The organism is Pseudomonas oryzagri (genome assembly GCF_020831405.1).
GTDB lineage: Bacteria > Pseudomonadota > Gammaproteobacteria > Pseudomonadales > Pseudomonadaceae > Geopseudomonas > Geopseudomonas oryzagri.
Genome location: NZ_JAJHPU010000003.1, coordinates 1 through 19,440, shown reverse-complemented (window position 1 = coordinate 19,440; position 19,440 = coordinate 1). Strand labels below are relative to the sequence as shown.

Below are 19,440 nucleotides of genomic sequence, written 5' to 3'. Positions count from 1 at the left end.
GACTCAGAGCTTGTGGCCGTGGGCCTGCTGGTCGGCGTGGTAGGACGAGCGCACCAGCGGACCGGAGGCGACGTTCTTGAAGCCCATCTGCTCGCCCTGCTCGGCGAACCAGGCGAAGGTGTCGGGGTGGACGAAACGCTGCACCGGCAGGTGGCTGCGCGAGGGCTGCAGGTACTGGCCGAGGGTCAGCATGTCGATCTCGTGCTCGCGCATGCGCTGCATGGTTTCGATCACTTCCTCGTCGGTCTCGCCCAGGCCCAGCATCAGCCCCGACTTGGTCGGCACACCGGGGACGCGCTTCTTGAATTCCTGCAAGAGGTCCAGCGACCACTCGAAGTCCGAACCCGGGCGCGACGACTTGTACAGGCGCGGCACGGTTTCCAGGTTGTGGTTGAACACGTCCGGCGGCTGGGTGGCGGTGATGTCGAGGGCGATTTCCATGCGCCCGCGGTAGTCCGGCACCAGGGTTTCCAGCTGCACGCTGGGCGACAGCGCGCGGATCTCGCGCAGGCAGTCGGCGAAGTGCTGGGCGCCGCCGTCGCGCAGGTCGTCGCGGTCCACCGAGGTGATCACCACGTATTTCAGGCGCAGGTCGGCGATGGCCGCCGCGAGGTTCTTCGGCTCGTCGGCATCCAGCGGATTGGGCCGGCCGTGGCCGACGTCGCAGAACGGGCAGCGGCGGGTGCAGATGTCGCCCATGATCATGAAGGTGGCGGTGCCGCCGGAAAAGCACTCGCCCAGGTTCGGGCAGGAGGCTTCCTCGCAGACGCTGTGCAGCTTGTGCTGGCGCAGCAGCTGCTTGATGCGCTCGACCTCGGGGGTAACCGGGATGCGTACGCGGATCCAGTCCGGCTTGCGCGGCAGCTCCTCGGTGGGAATGATCTTCACCGGAATGCGCGCCACCTTCTCGGCGCCGCGCAGCTTGACCCCGGTTTCCACCTTGGCCGGCCCCTTGGCCGAGTTGTCCACAGTACTCATGTCAGCTCCAGCCCTCCCGTGAGGGTTTCGTAGTCAGCGTAGCCAAGCTGGCCGACCAGCTGGCGAACCAGCGCGGCACGCACTTCGGCGAGTTCGATCGGCCCTGTGGCCAGATCCTTGAGTTGGGTCATGGCCATGCCGGCATAACCGCAGGGATTGATGCGGGCGAAGGGCGCGAGATCCATGTCGACATTCAGCGCCAGGCCATGGAAGGAGCGGCCGTGGCGGATGCGCAGGCCGAGCGAGGCGATCTTCGCCGCGCCGACGTAGACGCCGGGGGCATCGGGCTTGGCGTAGGCGGCGATGCCGTATTCGCCGAGCAGCGCGACCAGGCTGGCCTCCATGCGGCTGACCAGCTCGCGCACGCCGAGGCCCGAGCGGCGCACGTCGAGCAGCAGGTAGGCGATCAGCTGGCCGGGGCCGTGGTAGGTCACCTGGCCGCCGCGGTCGGCCTGCACCACCGGGATGTCGCCGGGCATCAGCAGATGTTCGGCCTTGCCGGCCTGGCCCTGGGTGAACACCGGCTCGTGTTCGAGCAGCCAGATCTCGTCCGGGGTGTCGGGGCCGCGCTCGTTGGTGAAGCGCTGCATGGCCTGCCAGGCCGGCTCATAGGGCAGCCGGCCCAGCTCGCGCACCCGCAGGGCGGTCATCAAAGCACCATGTGCACGCGGCCGGTAGCGCGCAGGTCGATGTGGATCGCCTGCAGCTGCTCGAGGCCGGTGGCGCGGATCGCCACCTGCACCGAGACGAAACGGCCATTGCTGCTGTCGCGCATGGTCAGAGTGGTGACATCCAGGTCCGGCGCATGGCGGCGGACGATGTCGATCACCAGGTCGGCGAAGCCTTCGCCGGCGTCGCCGATCACCTTGATCGGGTAGCCGTGACAGGGGAATTCGATCTTCGGGGCCTGGACTTCGGAATCGGGGGTCTTGGTATCGGTCATGGTCGCAGGGGACTTGTGGTCCGCGATGCGGACGCCCCCGGTAGGGACGCCCGCCTCAGGTCAGTGGATCAGTTGAACAATCCGTAGAAAAACAGTCGGATACTATCCCACACACGGCGGAAGATACCACCCTCCTCGACGGCCTCGATGGCCACCAGCGGCGCGCTGTGCAGCACCTGGTCGCCCAGGCGCACCTCGACCTTGCCGACTTCCTGGCCGGCGGCGACCGGGGCGACGATCATCGGCTGCAGGCTCATGCTGGCCTGCAGCTTGTCCATCTGGCCGCGCGGCAGGGTCATGGTCAGGTCCTCGGCGAGGCCGGCCTTGAGCTGGCGCTCGGCGCCCTTCCACACCGGCGCCTGGGCCAGTTCGGTGCCCTTCTGGTAGAAGGTGCGGGACTCGAAGAAGCGGAAGCCGTAGGTCAGCAGCTTCTGGGTCTCGGCGGCGCGGGCCTGCTCGCTGTTGGTGCCGAACACCACGGAGATCAGGCGCTGGCCGTCACGCACCGCGGAGGCCACCAGGCAGTAGCCGGCTTCCTTGGTGTGGCCGGTCTTCAGGCCGTCGACGGTCTTGTCGCGCCACAGCAGCAGGTTGCGGTTGGGCTGCTTGATGTTGTTCCAGAGGAACTCCTTCTGCGCGTAGATCGAGTAGTGCTGCGGATCCTCGTGGATGATCGCGCGGGCCAGCTTGGCCATGTCGTGGGCCGAGGAATAGTGCTCCGGGTTCGGCAGGCCGGTGGCGTTCATGAAGTGGCTGTTGTTCATGCCGAGCGTCTGCGCCGTGCTGTTCATCAGGTCGGCGAAGGCGTCCTCGCTGCCGGCGATGTGCTCGGCCATCGCGACGCTGGCGTCGTTGCCGGACTGGATGATGATGCCGTGCAGCAGGTCGTCCACCGTGGCCTGGCTGTTGAGCGGCAGGAACATGGTCGAACCGCCGGAAGCGGCACCGCCGCTGCGCCAGGCGTGCTCGCTGACGGTGACGAGGTCCTTCTCGCCGATCTTGCCCTTGCGGATCTCCAGGGTGGCGATGTAGGCGGTCATCAGCTTGGTCAGGCTGGCCGGCGGCAGGCGCTCCTCGGCGTTCTGCTCGACCAGCACCTTGCCGCTGGCGGCATCCATCAGCAGGTAGGCCTTGGCCGCCAGCTGCGGCGGCGCCGGGACGACCGTGTCGGCGGCCCAGGCGGCCGGCGCGCTGGCCAGCAGGACCAGCAGGAACAAGCGGTGCACGAAGGTGGTGATGTTCATCCGTCTCTCGAAATGCTGAAAAGTAGGTCAATCAGGCCCTTGCGGGCATTGCAACTGCCGCCACGGCCTCAGTCCGGCCGTACCAGCTTGGGCTGGCCGAGACTGGCCAGCCGCACGGTGTCCTGCAGCTGCAGGACCTCATCCTGAGTGTCGATCGGCCCCAGGCGCACCCGGTGCAGCATCTGCTGGTTGCGCACGACCGAGCTGATAAACACCGGCGCAGTTCCCACCACTCCGATCAGCTTGGCCTTGAGGAGTTCCGCAGCGTCCGGGTTGGCGAAGGCGCCCACCTGGAGATACAGCCCAGCGGCTGGTGCAGAAGCGTTTTTTTTTACCGCCAGCTCGACCGGCGACACGGCGCCGGCATGTTGCGCCACCGGCGGCGTGTAGGTCTCCAGCTGGGCGACGGGCGGCTGCGCCACGGTGCGCACCTCGGTCGGCGCCGGCAGGGCGAGCAGCTTGCCGTTGGTGTTGCCGACCGGCGCGGCGCTCGGCGCCACCAGCGGCACCGGGCGACCCTGCTGGGCCCACCACTGGTAGGGGTCGATGCCCTCGACCTTGACCCGCGCGGTGCCGACCTCGGCGTAGCCGAGCTTCTTCGCCGCGGCGAAGGACAGGTCGATGATGCGGTCGGAGTAGAACGGCCCGCGGTCGTTGACCCGCAGGATCACGCTCTTGCCGTTCTCCAGGTTGGTCACCCGCACGAAGCTGGGCAGCGGCAGGGTCTTGTGCGCCGCGGTCATGCCGTACAGGTCGTAGGTTTCGCCATTGGCGGTGGCCTGGCCGTGGAACTTGGTGCCGTACCAGGAGGCGGTGCCGGTGGCGCGGTAGCTGCGCGCATCCTGGATCGGGTAGTAGGGCTTGCCGAATACCGTGTAGGGGGTGGCCTTGACCGCGCCGTTGTGCGGCATCGGCACGGCGTCGGGGATGCGCGACACGTCGACGTCCCACCAGGGCTCGCCGTCCTTGTGCGGGCGCGCGTAGTTGCCCGGCCCGGAAATCGCCCCCCCCTCGCTGACCGGCGCCCGCGAGGTGGTGCAGCTGCCGAGCAGCAGGGTGGCGGCGATCAGCGCCAGCGGCGCGAGAGTGCTCCCTCTCATCCTCACAACTCCTGGCGCTGCTGCTGCAGCGCGACCGAGAGCTGATGCACGGCCATGGCGTACATCACGCTGCGGTTGTAGCGGGTGATCACGTAGAAGTTGGGCAGGCCCATCCAGAACTCGTCGCCCTGCTCGCCGTCGAGGCGGAAGGCGGTCACCGCGAAGGTCTCGTCCACCTTGTCGAGCGGCTCCCAGCCGAGCTGGCGCAGGTCGGCTACCGACTTGACCGGCTCCAGGCCCGCGGTCAGGCCGTCGGCGAAACGCACGCCGGAAACCCGCGCACGGGTCACCACCGGGTCGCCGGCTACCCAGCCGTGGCGGTGGAAGTAGCTGGCGACGCTGCCGATGGCGTCCACCGGGTTCTTCCAGATGTCGATGTGGCCGTCGCCGTCGAAGTCCACCGCGAAGGCGCGGAAGCTGCTCGGCATGAACTGCGGCAGGCCCATGGCGCCGGCGTAGGAGCCGGTGATCGACAGCGGATCGACCTGCTGCTCGCGGCTGAGCAGGAGGAACTCGCGCAGCTCCTTGCGGAAGAAGTCGGCGCGCGGCGGGTAGTCGAAGCCGAGGGTGGCCAGCGCATCCATCACCCGCCAGTTGCCGGTGTTGCGGCCGAAGAATGTCTCCACGCCGATGATCGCCACGATCACCTGCGCCGGCACGCCGTACTCGCGCTCGGCGCGCGCCAGCGCCTCGGCGTGCTGGCTCCAGAACGCCACGCCCTGCTTGATGCGCGCCTCGGTGATGAAGATCGGCCGGTATTCCTTCCATGGCTTGACCCGCTCGGCCGGACGGGCGATGGCGTCGAGGATCGGCTGCTTGCGCTCGACGCCCTCGAACAGCGCGTTCAGCTCGGGCGCGGTGAAGCCGTGGTCGCGCACCAGCTCGCCGACGAAGGCGTCGAGCTGCGGCGAGTTCTGGTAGTCGCCGGCCAGCGCCGGCGCGGCGCAGGCGATCAACCCCGCCAGGGCGATCCGGCCCATGCCCCGCCGCCCCCAGGCGCGCAGGCTGTGCATCGTGCTCTTCACTCTCGGTCTCAAAGCTGCAGTCTCAAACCTGGGCGATCCACTTCCGATGGGTGTGGATCGACATCAATATTCCGAAGCCGGACATCAGCGTCACCAGCGAGGTCCCGCCGTAACTGATGAAGGGCAAGGGCACCCCCACCACCGGCAGCAGTCCGCTGACCATGCCGATGTTGATGAACACGTAGATGAAGAAAGTCAGGGTGATACTGCCTGCCAGCAACTTGCCGAACAAGGTCTGCGCCTGCGCGGTGATCACCAGGCCGCGGGCGACCACCAGCAGGTAGACCAGCAGCAGCAGGCACACGCCGACCAGGCCGAACTCCTCGCTGAGGACGGCAATGATAAAGTCCGTGTGGCTTTCGGGCAAAAAATCCAGGTGCGACTGGGTGCCCAGCAGCCAGCCCTTGCCGAACACCCCGCCCGAGCCGATCGCCGCCTTGGACTGGATGATGTTCCAGCCGGTGCCCAGCGGGTCGCTCTCCGGGTCGAGGAAGGTGTGGATGCGCTGCTTCTGGTAGTCGTGCAGCACGAAGTACCACATGCCCACCGCCACCGGCACCGCCGCCGCCGCCGCGCCGATGATCCACAGCCAGCGCAGGCCGGCGATGAACAGCACGAAGGCGCCGGACACCAGGATCAGCATGGCGGTGCCGAGGTCGGGCTGCTTGAGGATCAGCGCGAAGGGCACGCCGATCAGCGCGAGAGCGATCGCCAGGTGCTTGAGGCTGGGCGGCAGGCTGCGCGCCGACAGGTACCAGGCGATGGTCATCGGCATGATCAGCTTCATGAACTCCGAGGGCTGGAAGCGGATCACCCCGGGAATGTTGATCCAGCGCGTGGCGCCCATCGCCGTGTAGCCGACGAACTCCACCGCCAGCAGCAGCAGCACCCCGCCGGCGTAGGCCAGCGGCGCCCAGCGCGCCATGAAGCGCGGCTCGATCTGGGCGATGGCGATCATCGCGGTGAGGCCGATGCCGAACGAGGTGGCCTGCTTGAACAGCAGCCCCCAGTGCTTGCCGCCAGCCGACCAGAGCACGAACAGGCCGACCACGCCGAGGGTGGTCAGCAACAGCAGCAGCGGGCCGTCGATGTGCAGGCGCTGCAGCAGGGTCGAGCGGCGGCGCAGCACGTCGTCGCTGGACAGGACGCGGTCGAAATTACTGCTCACTGGGCACCTCGGCGGTCTGCGGCGGGGCGAACTCGGGCTTCAGGCGGCCGTGCTCGTCGAGCAGCCAGGCGTCCAGCACCTGCTTGGCCACCGGTCCGGCCACACCGGAGCCGGATTCGCCGTTCTCCACCATCACCGCCACGGCGATCTTCGGGTCGTTGGCCGGTGCGAAGGCGACGAACAGCGCATGGTCGCGATGGCGCTCGCGCACCTTGCTGCGGTCGTACTTCTCGCCCTGACGGATCGCCACCACCTGCGCGGTGCCGCTCTTGCCGGCGATCAGGTAGGGCGAGCCGAGGCCGACCTTGTGCGCCGTGCCGCGCGCGCCGTGCACCACCTCGATCATGCCGCGGGTGACCTGGTCCCAGTAGTGCGGGTTCTTGGCGACGATGTCCGGCGGGGTCTCGCGCTCCTCCAGCAGGTGGGCGGCCATCAGCTGCTCCGGGCTCATGCCGTCGGCGTCCTTGAGCAGGCGCGGGCGCACCCACTTGCCGCGGTTGGCGACCAGCGCGGTGGCCTGGGCCAGCTGCAGCGGGGTGACCAGCATGTAGCCCTGGCCGATGCCGGTGATCACCGTCTCGCCGGGGAACCAGCCCTGGCGGCGGTTGATGCGCTTCCACTCGCGCGAGGGCATCAGCCCGGTGGCTTCCTCGGAAAGATCCAGGGACACCGGCGTGCCGAGGCCGAAGGCGCTCATGTAGTTGTGCAGGCGGTCGATGCCGAGCTTGAGCGCCAGATCGTAGAAATAGGTGTCGTTGGAACGCGCCAGGGCCAGGTTGAGGTCGACCCAGCCATCGCCGCTGCGGTTCCAGTTGCGGTACTTGTGGCTGTTGCCCGGCAATTGGTAGTAGCCCGGATCGAACACCCGGCTGGCCGAATTGACCACCCCGGCGTCCAGACCGGCCAGCGCCACCTGCGGCTTGACCGTCGAGCCCGGTGGATACAGGCCGCGCAGCACTCGGTTGTACAGCGGGCGGTCGATGGAGTCGCGCAGCGCCGAATAGTCGCGGAAACCGATGCCGGTGACGAACAAGTTGGGGTTGAAGCTCGGCTGGCTGACCATCGCCAGCACCCCGCCGGTCGCCGGTTCGATGGCGATCACCGCGCCGCGCCGGCCGGCCAGCGCCGTCTCGGCGGCCTGCTGCAGCTTGAGGTCGAGGTACAGGGTGATGTCCTTGCCGGGCACCGGGTCGGTGTGCTTGAGCACGCGCAGCACGCGGCCGCGGGCGTTGGTCTCGACCTCCTCGTAGCCGACCTGGCCGTGCAGCACGTCCTCGTAGAACTTCTCCGCACCGGTCTTGCCGATGTGGTGGGTGCCGCTGTAGTCCACCGGGTCGAGCTTCTTCAGCTCCTGCTCGTTGATCCGCCCGACGTAGCCGACCGAGTGGGCGAAGTGCTCGCCCTCGGGGTAGTGGCGCACCAGCTGGGCGACCACCTCGACGCCAGGCAGGCGGAACTGGTTGACCGCGATGCGGGCGATCTGCTCCTCGGAGAGCTCGAACAGTACCGGCACCGGCTCGAACGGCCGGCGCCCCTGGCGCAGGCGCTTCTCGAACAGCGCGCGGTCTTCCTCGCCGAGTTCGAGCACCTGGACGATGGTGTCGAGCACCGCCGGCCAGTCGCCGGCGCGCTCGCGACTCACGGTCAGGCTGAAGCTCGGCCGGTTGTCGGCGATGATCACCCCGTTGCGGTCGTAGATCAGCCCGCGGGTCGGCGGCAGCGGCTGCACGTGGATGCGGTTGTTCTCCGCCAGGGTCGAGTGGTGCTCGTACTGGATCACCTGCAGGTAGAACAGGCGGGCGATCAGCACACCGGTCAGCAGCAGCACGAAGATCGCGCCCACGATGGCGCGACCACGCACCAGGCGGGCGTCGCGTTCGTGGTCCTTGAGCTGGATCGGCTGCGGCATGGGCGGGGCGCGGGGCTACTTGTGGTACGGGTGGCCGGACAGCACGGTCCAGGCGCGGTAGATCTGCTCGCCGAGCAGCACGCGCACCAGCGGGTGCGGCAGGGTCAGCGGCGACAGCGACCAGCGCTGCTCGCTGCGCGCGCACACCTCGGGCGCCAGCCCTTCCGGGCCGCCGACCATCAGATTGACGGTGCGCGCGTCGAGGCGCCAGCGGTCCAGCTCGGCGGCCAGCTGCTCGGTGCTCCACGGCTTGCCGTGGACCTCCAGGGTGACCACGCGCTCCCCCGGCTGCACCCGCGCCAGCATCGCCTCGCCCTCCTGGCGGATCAGGCGGGCGACGTCGGCGTTCTTGCCACGGGTATTGAGCGGAATCTCCACCAGCTCGAGGGTCAGCTCCGGCGGCAGGCGCTTGACGTACTCCTGCCAGCCGTCCTCGACCCAGCGCGGCATGCGCGAGCCTACGGCGATCAGTCGGATGCGCATGCCGGCCGCTTATTCGTCGGCGTGCTGGGCGCGGCTCTGCTCGGCGCCCTGCCACAGGCGCTCGAGGTCGTAGAACTGGCGGGTGGCGGCCTGCATCACGTGCACCACCACGTTGCCGAGGTCGATCAGGCCCCACTCGCCGGCCTCCAGGCCCTCGCTGCCGATCGGGCGCACGCCCTGCTCCTTGGTCTTCTCCAGCACGGTGTCGCACAGCGACTTGACGTGGCGGCTGGAGCTGCCGGTGGCGATCACCATGACGTCGGTGATGCTGGTTTTCTCACGCACGTCGATGGTGGTGATGTCCTGACCCTTGAGTTCTTCCAGGGCGTCGATGACCACCTGGACCAGTTGTTCGGTTTGCATTGTCGATTGTTCACTCTTGTAACGAAGGGGTGGCACGGTACAGACCGTGCGCATTGATATAGGCCAGCACCGCGTCGGGCACCAGGAAACGGATCGAGCGTCCGACGGCCAGGCGCTCGCGGATGCCGGTCGCGGAGATCGCCAGCGGCATCTGCCAGACGGAGGCGATCTGTCCGGCCGGGCCCTTGAGCGACAGCGGATCGCCGACGCTGCGCGCGGCCAGCAGGTCGCGCAGGGTTTCCGGCGCCTCGCTGTCGGCGTCCGGGCGCTGCAGCACCACCAGGTGGCAGTGGTCGAGCAGCTCGTGCCAGCGGTGCCAGGTCGGCAGGCCGCAGAAGGCGTCCCAGCCGACCAGCAGCAGCAACTGGACCTCGCCGCCCAGTTCGGCGCGCAGCGACTCCAGGGTGTCGATGGTCCACGACGGCTTGTCGCGCCACAGCTCGCGGTCGTCGACCGTCAGCGGCGCCACGCCCTCCACCGCCAGGCGCACCATGTCCAGACGCGCCTGCGCGCTCACCTGCGGCGTGCCGCGGTGCGGTGGGCGGGCGCTGGGGATCAGGCGCAGCTCGTCGAGGGCGAACTGCTCGGCCACCTCGAGCGCGGCGCGCAGGTGGCCGATGTGGATGGGGTCGAAGGTGCCGCCGAGCAGACCGATGCGTCGAGTCATCAGCCGCGCACGTGACCGTCGCCGAACACCACGTACTTCTCGCTGGTCAGCCCTTCCAGGCCGACCGGGCCGCGGGCGTGCAGCTTGTCGGTGGAGATGCCGATCTCGGCGCCCAGGCCGTATTCGAAGCCGTCGGCGAAGCGGGTCGAGGCGTTGACCATCACCGAGCTGGAATCCACCTCGGTGAGGAAGCGCCGCGCATCGGTGAAGTTCTCGGTAATGATCGCGTCGGTGTGGTGCGAGCCGTAGTGGTTGATGTGCTCGATGGCCGCATCGAGGCCGTCGACCACGCGGATCGACAGGATCGGTGCGTTGTACTCGGTGTGCCAGTCTTCCTCGCTGGCCTCCAGCACGTCGCCGCCGAGCAGCGCGCGGGTCGCCGCGCAGCCACGCAGCTCGACGCCCTTGGCGCGGTAGATGTCGGCCAGCGGCGGCAGCACGCGCTCGGCGATGTCACGGTGGACCAGCAGGGTCTCCATGGTGTTGCACGGCGCGTAGCGCTGGGTCTTGGCGTTGTCGGCGACACGAATGGCCTTGTCCACGTCGGCGGCGTGGTCGATGTAGACGTGGCAGATGCCGTCCAGGTGCTTGATCACCGGCACCCGGGCGTCGCGGCTGATGCGCTCGATCAGGCTCTTGCCGCCGCGCGGCACGATGACGTCGACGAACTCGGGCATGGCGATCAGCTGGCCCACCGCGGCGCGATCGGTGGTTTCCACCACCTGCACGCAGGCCGCCGGCAGGCCGGCCTCGGCCAGGCCCTGCTGGATGCAGGCGGCGATGGCGCGGTTGGAATGGATCGCCTCGGAGCCGCCGCGCAGGATGGTGGCGTTGCCGGATTTGAGGCACAGGCTGGCGGCGTCGATGGTCACGTTGGGACGCGACTCGTAGATGATGCCGATCACGCCGAGCGGCACGCGCATCTTGCCGACCTGGATGCCCGAGGGCAGGTAGCGCATGTCGCGGATGGTGCCGATCGGATCGGGCAGCGTGGCGACCTGGCGCAAGCCTTCGATCATGTCGTCGATGCGCGCCGGGGTCAGCGCCAGGCGGTCGAGCATGGCCTCGTCCAGGCCGTGGGCGCGGCCGTTGTCGAGATCCTGGGCGTTGGCGCGGATCAGCTCCTCGCGCGCGGCGTCGAGGGCGCGGGCGGCGGCCAGCAGGGCGTTGTTCTTCTGCGCGGTGGTGGCGCGCGCGGTGACGCGCGAGGCCTCGCGCGCGGCGCGACCCAGGCGGGTCATGTAATCGAGTACGGACTCGGTCATGGTCTCGGCGATCCGGCTGCGGAAAAAGTGCTCGATTATAGCCGCGCCGCCGTCCTGCGCCCAGCGCAAGGAGGCGGATGGCAGTATCCCGGTCGTTGCCGGGTGTTGCTACCATCACTCCGAACCGTGTCGTCATGGAGCGCCGATGTCCAGTCCCGACCGCCGCCTGCCCTGGCCCGCCGCCCGCCCGCTCGCCGACGCCTTCTTCGACCGCGACGCCTGCCTGGTCGCCCGCGAACTGCTCGGCAAGGTGATCCGTCACCGGGTCGGCGAGCTGTGGCTGAGCGCGCGGATCATCGAGACCGAGGCCTACTACCTGGCGGACAAGGGCAGCCATGCCTCGCTCGGCTACACACCCAAGCGCCGCGCGCTGTTCCTCGATGGCGGGCACATCTACATGTACTACGCGCGCGGCGGCGATTCGCTGAACTTCAGCGCCCACGGCCCCGGCAACGCGGTGCTGATCAAGTCCGCCTTCCCCTGGCAGGACGCGACGAGCGGCGCCGCGGCGCTGGCGCGCATGCAGGCCAACAACCCCGACAGCCGGGGCGGACCGCGCCCGCCGGAGAAGCTGTGCGCCGGGCAGACCCTGCTGTGCCGCGCCCTCGGCCTCAAGGTGCCGGACTGGGACGGCAAGCGCTTCGACTGGCGGCACTTTTTCGTCGAGGACGTCGGCGAGCGGCCGGCGCAGATCGTGCGGACCACCCGCCTGGGCATCACCCCGGGGCGCGACGAGCATCTCGAGTACCGCTTCGTCGATGCCGCCTACGCCCGCCACTGCACGCGCAATCCGCTGCGCCGCGGCCAGCGCGAGGGCCGCGATTTCCACCTGATCGGAGCGGCGCCGTCCGCCGCCGCGGAACGCCCCGCATGAGCGAGTGGCTCAACCCCGTCACCACCTGGCTGAGCGCTCATCCACAGTGGCTGGGCCTGGCCATCCTGCTGCTCGCCTGCGTCGAGTGCGTGACCATCGTCGGCATCCTGGTGCCGGGCACCGTCGCGCTGTTCGCCGTCGCCGCGCTGGCCGGCAGCGGCGCGCTGGGCCTGGGCGAGACCCTGCTGCTCGGCTACGCCGGCGGCCTGCTCGGCGACGCGCTGTCCTACGCCATCGGCCGGCGCTTCCACCGGGACATCCGCCACCTGCCGCTGCTGCGCAGGCATCCGGAGTGGCTGGCCCAGGCGGAGTTCTACTTCCAGCGCTACGGGGTCGCCAGCCTGCTGGTCGGTCGCTTCATCGGCCCGCTGCGGCCGATGCTGCCGACCGTGGCCGGCATGCTCGACATGCCGCTGCCGCGCTTCGCCGCGGTCAGCCTGGTGGCCGCCGCCAGCTGGGCGCTCGTCTATCTGCTGCCCGGCTGGACGACCGGCGCCGCGCTGCGCCTGTCGCTGCCGGCGGGCTTCTGGTGGCAGGCCGGCGTGCTGATCGGGGCGCTGCTCGCGCTGTTCGCCCTGGTCGGCCAGGCCAGCCTGCGCGAACGGCGCGAAGCCGCCGCGCTGGCGGCCCTGCTGGGCGGCCTGCTGCTGGTCGCCCTGCTCGCCGGCTGGCGGCATTTCGTGCTGTTCGACCAGACCCTGCTGGAACTGGCGCAGCGCCTGCGCACGCCCGCCCTGGACGTCTGGCTGGTGCGCGTGAGCCAGCTCGGCGATCCCGCCGTGCAGCTCGGCGCCGCGCTGGCGCTGGGCCTGCTGCTGGCCGCGCTGCGCCAGTGGCGCGCGCTGCTGTTCGTCGTCCTGACGCTGGCCGGCACCGCGCTGGCCGGTCATGCCGTCACCCTGCTGATCGCCCGCGCCCATCCGCCGCCGCCCTTGCCGCCGCTGGACGCTTTCAGCCTGCCCGGCGGCGACAGTGCGGCGGCGTTCGCCTTCTGCCTGGTGCTCGGGGTGCTGGGCGGGCGCGGCGCGCCGGCGCGGGTGCGCCTGGCCTGGCTGCTGCTGGTCAGCCTGCCGGCGGTGGCCAGCGCCGCCGCGCGGGTCTGCCTGGGCGTGCACTGGCCGACCGCCGGGCTGGCCGGCGCCCTGCTCGCCGGCAGCCTGTGCGCCCTCGCCCTGCTGCTGGTGCAGCGCCGCACGCCGCTGCCGGCGCTGGGCCGGCTGGGCTGGTGCATGCCGCTCGGCGTGCTGCTGATCGCCGGCCTGCTCGCCGCGTTCGTCGGCGATGGCGGGCGGTAGCGGCTGAACGGACGTCGCGCCGCAGATCGGGTCAGGCCACCAGCGCCACCACCAGCGGCAGCAGGATGGCCGTGGCGCCGCCCATCAGGCTCATCGCCAGCGCCGAGAAGGCGCCGGTTTCCTCGCCCTCCTGCAGCGCCTGGGCGGTGCCCACCGCGTGGGCGGTCAGGCCCAGGGCCATGCCGCGCGCCGCCGGGCTGCGCACGCCGATGCGGGTGAGCAGCGCCGGACCGAGGATCGCGCCGATCACCCCGGTGATCAGCACGAACACCGCGGCCAGCGCGGCGACGCCGCCGAGCTGTTCGGCGACCAGCATGGCGATCGGCGAGGTCACCGACTTGGGCAGCAGGGTCATCTGCATCACGTGGTCGGCGCCCAGCAGCCAGGCGAAGCCGATGCCCAGCGCGGTGGCCAGGCTGCCGGCCAGCGCCAGGGTGATGAGGATCGGCCAGAGCAGCTGGCGGATGCGCTTGAGGTTGAGGAACAGCGGGATGGCCAGGGCCACGGTGGCCGGGCCGAGGAACACGCTGAGCATGCCGACGCTGGCGCGATACTGCGGGTAGTCGATGCCGCACAGCAGCAGCACGCCGATCACCAGGGCCATCGACAGCAGCACCGGCTGCAGGAACACCCAGCGGGTGCGCTCGAACAGCGCCAGCGCCAGCTGGTAGGCGCCCAGGGTGACGCCGAAGCCGAACAGCGGATGCTGGAGGATCGCCTGGGCGGCGGCGGTCAGCGAGCCACTCATGCGTCGCCCTCCCGGCGTTGCTGACGGTCGATCAGCTTCTGCATCAGCCAGCCGGCGAACAGCAGCGACAACACCAGCGACAGCACCAGGGTCGCCGTCAGCGCCCAGAAATCGGCGGCGATCGCCTCGGCGTAGGCCATCAGACCCACGGCAGGCGGCACCAGCAGCAACGGCAGGTAGCGCAGCAGCGCGCCGCCGGCCTCGCCGATCGGCGCCGGCACCTCGCCGCGCCAGACCAGGAAGGCGAACAGCAGCAGCATGCCGAGGATCGGCCCCGGCAGCATCGGCAACAGCAGCACGTTGAGGCCCGTGCCCAGCAGCTGGAACAGGACCAGCCAGCTAATTCCACGCAACAGCATCGCAGTATCTCCATGAACCCGGCGGCATTATAAAAGCGTGCACACCGTTTACACTTGGATTGAATGCATCCCGTGGCGGCGCCCTGCCCAGAGCCATTGCCGCTTTCTCGCCGTGACGGCGACCACCCCAGATAAATAGAACGAGCAGCCATGCCGCATACCAACAAACCCCGCAACCTGCTGATCTATGGCGCCAGCGGTCTGACCGGCGAGCACCTGCTCGATCGCGTACTCAACGAACCCACCGTGCAGCGCGTGCTGGCGCCCACCCGGCGACCGCTGTCGGCTCATCCACATTTGCACAATCCGCGCGGCAATCTGTTGGAAATCCTCCCTCAGCTGGAGGGGCCGGTCGACGCCGCCTTCTGCTGCCTGGGCAGTCCGATCACCCAGGACAGCAACGAGACGGCCTTCGTCACCATCGACCGCGACCTGGTGATCGCCTGCGCGCAGCGCGCCCGCGACCTGGGTGCCCGGCACTTCCTGGTGGTCAGCTCGCTGGGCGCCGATCCGCATTCGCGGGTGTTCTACAGCCGGGTCAAGGGCGAGATGGAGGAGGCGCTCAAGGCCCAGGACTGGCCGCAGCTGACCATCGCGCGGCCCTCGGTGCTGCTCGGCGAGCGCAGCCAGCAACGGCTGCTCGAGCAAGTCGCCTCGCCGATGGCACGTCTCTTGCTGGGTAAATGGCGTGCCATCTCGGTGTGTGCCCTGGCTCGAGCGCTCTGGCGCCTGGCCCTGGAAGAAGGGCGCGGCGTGCGGATCGTCGAGTCGGACGAATTGCGGCGGCTCGGCCGCTGAGGCCGACACCGGGGTGGCGAGCGGCGGCGGGAGACTTCCCGACCGCCTCAGCAAGCCGCGACACAGCGGCGATCGTCACCTACCTCAAGGGGCTCGACATGACCGTATTCACTTCCTGGCAAGCACAAGGACTCACCGGCAACGCGGTACTGGAGGCGCAACGCAGCTGGCTCGGCCAGCTGGCGCAGAACCTGAGCGAGCGCCTGAGTCAGGACAGCTCGCCGGCGTCGGTCGGCGACTGCCTGGCGCAGTTGATGAGCGGCCTGCTGCAGTCGCTGGTCAGCGCCGAGGAAGCGGTGCTGGAACAGGGCCTGCCGATCGATACGCTGGTCGAGGAACACAACCTGCTGTGCGAGGAAGTGCTCGACCTGACCGAGCGCCACGAGCGCGGCGCGCGGGTCGGCCTGGAGCTGCTCGACCTGCTGCACGAGTGTCTGGGCAGCTACGACCAGCACACCCGCCACTGACCGCTCCGCGACAACGCACCAAAGCGGTGCATTCGCGCCGCCAACGCAGTGTGCCGGGCACGCCCTCGACGAGGGCGGCCCGGCTCCTGGCCAATACTCACAGCGCGGGGCCGCCTGCCGCGGCCCCGCCCTGAACCTTACTTGTTGACCTGACGCAGGTGCGGCGCCGGCTGCTCGGCGCCGAGGTTGTCCAGCATGCGCTCGCTGTACCAGTCGAGGAAGTTGATCACGCCGAACTCGTAGGTCTTCGAGTACGGGCCCGGCTGGTAGGCGCTGGAGTTGATGCCCTTCTGGTTCTCCTCGGCCAGGCGACGGTCCTGGTCGTTGGTGGCGTCCCACACCTTGCGCAGGTTCGCCGGATCGTAGTCGACGCCCTCGACGGCATCCTTGTGCACCAGCCACTTGGTGGTGACCATGGACTCCTGGGCGCTGATCGGCCACACGGTGAAGTTGATGATGTGGTCGCCCATGCAGTGGTTCCACGAGTGCGGCAGGTGCAGGATGCGCATCGAGCCCAGGTCCGGGTTCTTGATGCGGCCCATCAGCTTCTTGCTGCCCTGGGTGCCGTCCATGGTCATCGACACGGTGCCCTTGAGCAGCGGCATGCGCACGATGCGGTTGCGCAGGCCGAAGCTGGCGTGGGCGTAGGGGATCTGCTCGCTGTCCCAGGCGGCGGCCGAGGCGGCCACGTGGTCCTTGAACTCCTGGGTGGCACGCGGGTCGGTGACGTCGTCCCACTCCAGCAGGGTGTTGAGCAGCTCCGGGTGCGAACCGCTGCAGTGGTAGCACTCGCGGTTGTTCTCCATCACCAGCTTCCAGTTGGCCTTCTCCAGCAAGGTGGTCTGCACCGCCACCTTGGTGTTCTCCATGTCGTAGGGCTCGAGGTAGTGGGCCAGGGTGGCGAGGAAGTCGTCGATCGCCGGCGGATTCTCGGCCAGCGAGACGAAGATGTAGCCGCCGGCGGTCTTCACGTTGACCGGCTTGAGGCCGTAGTCGTTGAGGTCGAAGTCGGCGCCCATCTCGGTGCCGGCGAACAGCAGACGGCCGTCCACCTCGTAGGTCCACTGGTGGTAGGGGCAGACCAGCTTGGCGACCTTGCCCTTGTCGCTGGTGCACAGGCGCGAGCCGCGGTGACGGCAGACGTTGTGGAAGGCGTGCACCGCGCCCTTCTCGCCGCGGATGACGATGATCGGGTTGTCGCCGATCTGCAGGGTCAGGTAGTTGCCCTTGGCCGGAATCTCGCAGGTCATGCCGGCGATCAGCCATTCCTTGTAGAAGATCTCCTGCAGGTCGATCTGGTGCACGCGCTCGTCGGTATAGAACGGCTGCGGCAGCGAGAAGGTGTGGTCGCGGGTCTGCAGCATCTCGGCGGTGGCCTTGCGGGCGGGCTCCAGCACGTCGCCCAGGCTCAGATTAGTTTTGGCATCCATCGGTGACTCCTCTGCCGGCACGCCGGCCGGCTGGTGAAAGTGGCTGTACGGTTGCTACGCAAGGTCGCACCACCGGTCCCTCCCGCTTGGCGCCGAACGCGGCCCCGCCGCAGCGGGGAGGAGGGCCGGCGCGCTTGAAAACCTTCTCGCTCGGCTGGAGCCAAGTGTGGGGGGGGTACCATTGGCGACGTTATTCATGCGCGACACGACCGCATCCGTTTCCGACGCCCCCACCCCAGGCGCCACCGGCAGGTCGCGATAAGCATCGGAATGTCGCGGACAGGTAAATGGCCCGCCGGAGGCATGCGCACAATCGCCTCAACAGAGCGCGGCGGAGCGCCTCCGCTGGCTCTCCCCCGCCAAGAAAAAGTCCCGCGCCATCGCGGCGATCACAGCCAACGTGCAGAGGTGAGCATGTCCAACTTCCTCAATCCGGTCAGTACCCAGACCTGGACCAACGGCCGCCATCTGGTCCGCTGCGTCAAGGTGATCCAGGAAACCGCCGACGTGCGCACCTTCTGCTTCATGGCCGACCAGCCGATGGTGTTCTTCTTCAAGCCCGGCCAGTTCGTCACCCTGGAACTGACCATCGACGGCCAGCCGGTGATGCGCTCCTACACCATCTCCAGCTCGCCCTCGGTGCCCTACAGCTTCTCGCTGACCATCAAGCGCGTGCCCGGCGGCAAGGTGTCCAACTGGCTGCACGACAACCTCAAGGAAGGCGACCAGCTGCCGGTGCACGGTCCGGTCGGCCAGTTCAACGCCATCGACTTCCCCGCCGACAAGGTGCTGTACCTGTCCGGCGGCGTCGGCATCACCCCGGTGATGTCGATGGCGCGCTGGTTCTTCGACACCAACGGCGAGGTCGATATGGTGTTCGTGCACAGCGCGCGCACGCCCAAGGACATCATCTACCACCGCGAACTGCGCCACATGGCCTCGCGGATCGAGAACTTCAAGCTGCACCTGATCTGCGAGAAGTACGAGATCGGCGAGACCTGGGCGGGCTACCGCGGCTACCTCAGCCAGAAGATGCTCGAGCTGATCGCCCCCGACTTCATGGAACGGGAGGTGTTCTGCTGCGGACCGACGCCGTACATGAGCGCGGTGCGCCGCCTGCTCGAGGCCAACGGCTTCGACATGCAGCGCTACCATGAGGAAGCCTTCGGCCCGACCCCGGCCGAGGTGCGCGAGGAAGCCCAGGAACACGCCGCCGAAGCGGCCGAAGCCGCGGCAGTGCCGGCCAGCGAACAGCACCGGGTGGAGTTCAGCGCCACCGGCAAGAGCGCCCACGTCAACCCGGGCGAGACCGTGTACGCCGCCGCCGCCAAGGTTGGCCTGTATATCCCCAAGGCCTGCGGCATGGGCATCTGCGGCACCTGCAAGGTGCTCAAGACGTCCGGCGAGGTGAGCATGGAGCACAACGGCGGGATCACCGACGAGGACGTCGCCGAGGGTTACATCCTGTCGTGCTGCAGCGTGCCCAAGGGCGACGTGACCATCGACTTCTGAGCCCCGGCTCCAGGCGCCGCCCCGGGCGGCGCCTGCCCTCCACTGTACAAAAAACAGTCAATCGCGCGCAATCCGCGCCGCCTCCGGCCTGCGGCCATCGCCACACACGTTGTCCACAGGCTGCCGCACCGAAATTGTGATCAGTCGCCCGCATTTTCCGCCGCAGCCGACCATTCGTCCACAAGGCGCGATGCGGCCGCTCGCCGCCCGAACAACTGATCAAAAAATAGCCAATCGCGCACAAGCCGCACCACGCCTGGCCCGCCGCCATCGCCGCACATGTTGTCCACAGGCTGCCGCACCGAAACTGTGACCAGTCGGGCGATTTCTCCGCGGCAGCCGGCCATTCGTCCACAGCGCGCCATGTGGCCGCTCGCTGCCCGAGCTACTGATCAAAAAATAGCCAACCTCGCGCAAGCCGCACCCCGCCTGGCCCGCCGCCATCGCCGCACACCTTGTCCACAGGCTGCCGCACCGAAACTGTGACCAGTCGGGCGAGCCTCCCGGACCACCGCTCGAAATTTGCGCAACCCTCGGCAAGCCGCGTCACGCCTGGCGCCCAGCCGGCTGCCGACACGTTATGCACAGCCCCGTCCACCGCCCCTGTGCACAACTCCCGCCGCCGGCCTGTGGACAACCGCCGGGGGCGAATGCGGACACTTTCGCGTCGAACCTGGACAGTTCCCGGCTGCCGCCAGCACCGACAATCCTCGCCAATCCGCGTCATCGGTTGAGGAGTCCGCCATGGCCATCAGCGTGTTCGACCTGTTCAAGATCGGTATCGGCCCGTCCAGCTCGCATACCGTCGGCCC

21 protein-coding genes are annotated in these 19,440 nt (G+C 68.8%); 6 read left to right on the top strand and 15 right to left on the bottom strand.

Translation table 11 applies throughout. The features are described from left to right. Nucleotides 1-3 precede the first annotated feature (3 nt). From lipA to LMJ29_RS00810, 12 genes are all read right to left on the bottom strand, one after another. On the bottom strand, nt 4-978 hold the full coding sequence (gene lipA / locus LMJ29_RS00865; protein ID WP_229603000.1) for a lipoyl synthase: 975 nt from the start codon (nt 976-978) through the stop codon (nt 4-6). Then, a complete protein-coding gene (lipB, locus tag LMJ29_RS00860; RefSeq protein ID WP_229602998.1) occupies nt 975-1,628 on the bottom strand; it encodes a lipoyl(octanoyl) transferase LipB in 654 nt (217 codons plus the stop codon). The genes lipA and lipB overlap by 4 nt, the downstream gene beginning before the upstream one ends. Continuing rightward, nucleotides 1,628-1,921 carry a DUF493 domain-containing protein gene (locus LMJ29_RS00855; RefSeq protein ID WP_229602996.1) on the bottom strand — a complete coding sequence of 98 codons (294 nt, stop codon included), beginning with the start codon at nt 1,919-1,921 and terminating at the stop codon, nt 1,628-1,630. The genes lipB and LMJ29_RS00855 overlap by 1 nt, the downstream gene beginning before the upstream one ends. A 68-nt stretch (nt 1,922-1,989) precedes the next feature. After that, nucleotides 1,990-3,165, bottom strand: a complete 1,176-nt coding sequence (locus tag LMJ29_RS00850; protein WP_229602994.1) for a D-alanyl-D-alanine carboxypeptidase family protein — start codon at nt 3,163-3,165, stop codon at nt 1,990-1,992. A gap of 68 nt (nt 3,166-3,233) precedes the next feature. After that, entirely contained in the window at nt 3,234-4,265 is a 1,032-nt protein-coding gene (locus tag LMJ29_RS00845) for a septal ring lytic transglycosylase RlpA family protein (protein ID WP_229602992.1), read from the bottom strand. A 2-nt stretch (nt 4,266-4,267) separates the two neighbouring features. Then, on the bottom strand, nt 4,268-5,278 hold the full coding sequence (gene mltB, locus LMJ29_RS00840; protein WP_377656051.1) for a lytic murein transglycosylase B: 1,011 nt from the start codon (nt 5,276-5,278) through the stop codon (nt 4,268-4,270). A gap of 34 nt (nt 5,279-5,312) precedes the next feature. Continuing rightward, entirely contained in the window at nt 5,313-6,416 is a 1,104-nt protein-coding gene (rodA, locus tag LMJ29_RS00835) for a rod shape-determining protein RodA (protein ID WP_229603365.1), read from the bottom strand. A gap of 31 nt (nt 6,417-6,447) precedes the next feature. Further along, a complete protein-coding gene (gene mrdA, locus LMJ29_RS00830) occupies nt 6,448-8,367 on the bottom strand; it encodes a penicillin-binding protein 2 (protein WP_229602990.1) in 1,920 nt (639 codons plus the stop codon). A 15-nt stretch (nt 8,368-8,382) separates the two neighbouring features. Further along, nucleotides 8,383-8,850: a 23S rRNA (pseudouridine(1915)-N(3))-methyltransferase RlmH gene (gene rlmH / locus LMJ29_RS00825; RefSeq protein WP_229602988.1), complete on the bottom strand. Its 468-nt coding sequence runs from the start codon at nt 8,848-8,850 to the stop codon at nt 8,383-8,385. 9 nt (nt 8,851-8,859) lie between these two features. Next, on the bottom strand, nt 8,860-9,213 hold the full coding sequence (gene rsfS, locus LMJ29_RS00820; protein WP_229602986.1) for a ribosome silencing factor: 354 nt from the start codon (nt 9,211-9,213) through the stop codon (nt 8,860-8,862). A 10-nt stretch (nt 9,214-9,223) separates the two neighbouring features. After that, nucleotides 9,224-9,880 (bottom strand): nicotinate-nucleotide adenylyltransferase, encoded by a 657-nt coding sequence (gene nadD, locus LMJ29_RS00815; RefSeq protein WP_229602984.1) that lies wholly within the window; start codon nt 9,878-9,880, stop codon nt 9,224-9,226. Continuing rightward, the gene (locus tag LMJ29_RS00810) at nt 9,880-11,145 is read right to left on the bottom strand and encodes a glutamate-5-semialdehyde dehydrogenase (protein WP_229602982.1); all 1,266 of its coding nucleotides are present in this window, start codon (nt 11,143-11,145) and stop codon (nt 9,880-9,882) included. The genes nadD and LMJ29_RS00810 overlap by 1 nt, the downstream gene beginning before the upstream one ends. A 145-nt stretch (nt 11,146-11,290) precedes the next feature. Here LMJ29_RS00810 and LMJ29_RS00805 point away from each other — a divergent pair, with 145 nt between their 5' ends. Then, nucleotides 11,291-12,019 (top strand): DNA-3-methyladenine glycosylase, encoded by a 729-nt coding sequence (locus LMJ29_RS00805; protein ID WP_229602979.1) that lies wholly within the window; start codon nt 11,291-11,293, stop codon nt 12,017-12,019. Further along, nucleotides 12,016-13,314 (top strand): VTT domain-containing protein, encoded by a 1,299-nt coding sequence (locus LMJ29_RS00800; protein ID WP_229602976.1) that lies wholly within the window; start codon nt 12,016-12,018, stop codon nt 13,312-13,314. The genes LMJ29_RS00805 and LMJ29_RS00800 overlap by 4 nt, the downstream gene beginning before the upstream one ends. Before the next feature lie 31 nt (nt 13,315-13,345). On the opposite strand, the gene LMJ29_RS00795 is transcribed toward LMJ29_RS00800, so the two are convergent. Further along, nucleotides 13,346-14,062: an LrgB family protein gene (locus LMJ29_RS00795; protein ID WP_229602974.1), complete on the bottom strand. Its 717-nt coding sequence runs from the start codon at nt 14,060-14,062 to the stop codon at nt 13,346-13,348. Beyond that, a complete protein-coding gene (locus LMJ29_RS00790) occupies nt 14,059-14,421 on the bottom strand; it encodes a CidA/LrgA family protein (RefSeq protein ID WP_229602972.1) in 363 nt (120 codons plus the stop codon). The genes LMJ29_RS00795 and LMJ29_RS00790 overlap by 4 nt, the downstream gene beginning before the upstream one ends. 150 nt (nt 14,422-14,571) lie before the next feature. Between LMJ29_RS00790 and LMJ29_RS00785 the strand changes: the two genes are divergently transcribed. Both LMJ29_RS00785 and LMJ29_RS00780 read left to right on the top strand, forming a co-directional pair. After that, nucleotides 14,572-15,219: an NAD(P)H-binding protein gene (locus LMJ29_RS00785; RefSeq protein ID WP_229602970.1), complete on the top strand. Its 648-nt coding sequence runs from the start codon at nt 14,572-14,574 to the stop codon at nt 15,217-15,219. Nucleotides 15,220-15,317: 98 nt separating this feature from the next. Continuing rightward, nucleotides 15,318-15,686 carry a hypothetical protein gene (locus LMJ29_RS00780; RefSeq protein ID WP_229602968.1) on the top strand — a complete coding sequence of 123 codons (369 nt, stop codon included), beginning with the start codon at nt 15,318-15,320 and terminating at the stop codon, nt 15,684-15,686. Nucleotides 15,687-15,823: 137 nt separating this feature from the next. Here LMJ29_RS00780 and gbcA read toward each other — a convergent pair whose 3' ends face one another. Further along, on the bottom strand, nt 15,824-17,116 hold the full coding sequence (gene gbcA, locus LMJ29_RS00775) for a glycine-betaine demethylase subunit GbcA (RefSeq protein WP_229602966.1): 1,293 nt from the start codon (nt 17,114-17,116) through the stop codon (nt 15,824-15,826). Nucleotides 17,117-17,530: 414 nt separating this feature from the next. On the opposite strand from gbcA, the gene gbcB reads away from it, so the two are divergent. Both gbcB and LMJ29_RS21055 read left to right on the top strand, forming a co-directional pair. Then, nucleotides 17,531-18,628: a glycine-betaine demethylase subunit GbcB gene (gene gbcB / locus LMJ29_RS00770; protein WP_229602964.1), complete on the top strand. Its 1,098-nt coding sequence runs from the start codon at nt 17,531-17,533 to the stop codon at nt 18,626-18,628. 744 nt (nt 18,629-19,372) lie between these two features. Further along, a partial coding sequence (locus LMJ29_RS21055) for a serine dehydratase beta chain (RefSeq protein WP_150124714.1) occupies nt 19,373-19,440 on the top strand: 68 nt, incomplete at its 3' end.

Coding starts and splice junctions, on each gene's coding strand:
- lipA (WP_229603000.1), bottom strand. CDS start 978: ATGAGTACTGTGGACAACTCGGCCAAGGGGCCGGCCAAGGTGGAAACC.
- lipB (WP_229602998.1), bottom strand. CDS start 1,628: ATGACCGCCCTGCGGGTGCGCGAGCTGGGCCGGCTGCCCTATGAGCCG.
- LMJ29_RS00855 (WP_229602996.1), bottom strand. CDS start 1,921: ATGACCGATACCAAGACCCCCGATTCCGAAGTCCAGGCCCCGAAGATC.
- LMJ29_RS00850 (WP_229602994.1), bottom strand. CDS start 3,165: ATGAACATCACCACCTTCGTGCACCGCTTGTTCCTGCTGGTCCTGCTG.
- LMJ29_RS00845 (WP_229602992.1), bottom strand. CDS start 4,265: ATGAGAGGGAGCACTCTCGCGCCGCTGGCGCTGATCGCCGCCACCCTG.
- mltB (WP_377656051.1), bottom strand. CDS start 5,278: ATGCACAGCCTGCGCGCCTGGGGGCGGCGGGGCATGGGCCGGATCGCC.
- mrdA (WP_229602990.1), bottom strand. CDS start 8,367: ATGCCGCAGCCGATCCAGCTCAAGGACCACGAACGCGACGCCCGCCTG.
- rlmH (WP_229602988.1), bottom strand. CDS start 8,850: ATGCGCATCCGACTGATCGCCGTAGGCTCGCGCATGCCGCGCTGGGTC.
- rsfS (WP_229602986.1), bottom strand. CDS start 9,213: ATGCAAACCGAACAACTGGTCCAGGTGGTCATCGACGCCCTGGAAGAA.
- nadD (WP_229602984.1), bottom strand. CDS start 9,880: ATGACTCGACGCATCGGTCTGCTCGGCGGCACCTTCGACCCCATCCAC.
- LMJ29_RS00810 (WP_229602982.1), bottom strand. CDS start 11,145: ATGACCGAGTCCGTACTCGATTACATGACCCGCCTGGGTCGCGCCGCG.
- LMJ29_RS00805 (WP_229602979.1), top strand. CDS start 11,291: ATGTCCAGTCCCGACCGCCGCCTGCCCTGGCCCGCCGCCCGCCCGCTC.
- LMJ29_RS00800 (WP_229602976.1), top strand. CDS start 12,016: ATGAGCGAGTGGCTCAACCCCGTCACCACCTGGCTGAGCGCTCATCCA.
- LMJ29_RS00795 (WP_229602974.1), bottom strand. CDS start 14,062: ATGAGTGGCTCGCTGACCGCCGCCGCCCAGGCGATCCTCCAGCATCCG.
- LMJ29_RS00790 (WP_229602972.1), bottom strand. CDS start 14,421: ATGCTGTTGCGTGGAATTAGCTGGCTGGTCCTGTTCCAGCTGCTGGGC.
- LMJ29_RS00785 (WP_229602970.1), top strand. CDS start 14,572: ATGCCGCATACCAACAAACCCCGCAACCTGCTGATCTATGGCGCCAGC.
- LMJ29_RS00780 (WP_229602968.1), top strand. CDS start 15,318: ATGACCGTATTCACTTCCTGGCAAGCACAAGGACTCACCGGCAACGCG.
- gbcA (WP_229602966.1), bottom strand. CDS start 17,116: ATGGATGCCAAAACTAATCTGAGCCTGGGCGACGTGCTGGAGCCCGCC.
- gbcB (WP_229602964.1), top strand. CDS start 17,531: ATGTCCAACTTCCTCAATCCGGTCAGTACCCAGACCTGGACCAACGGC.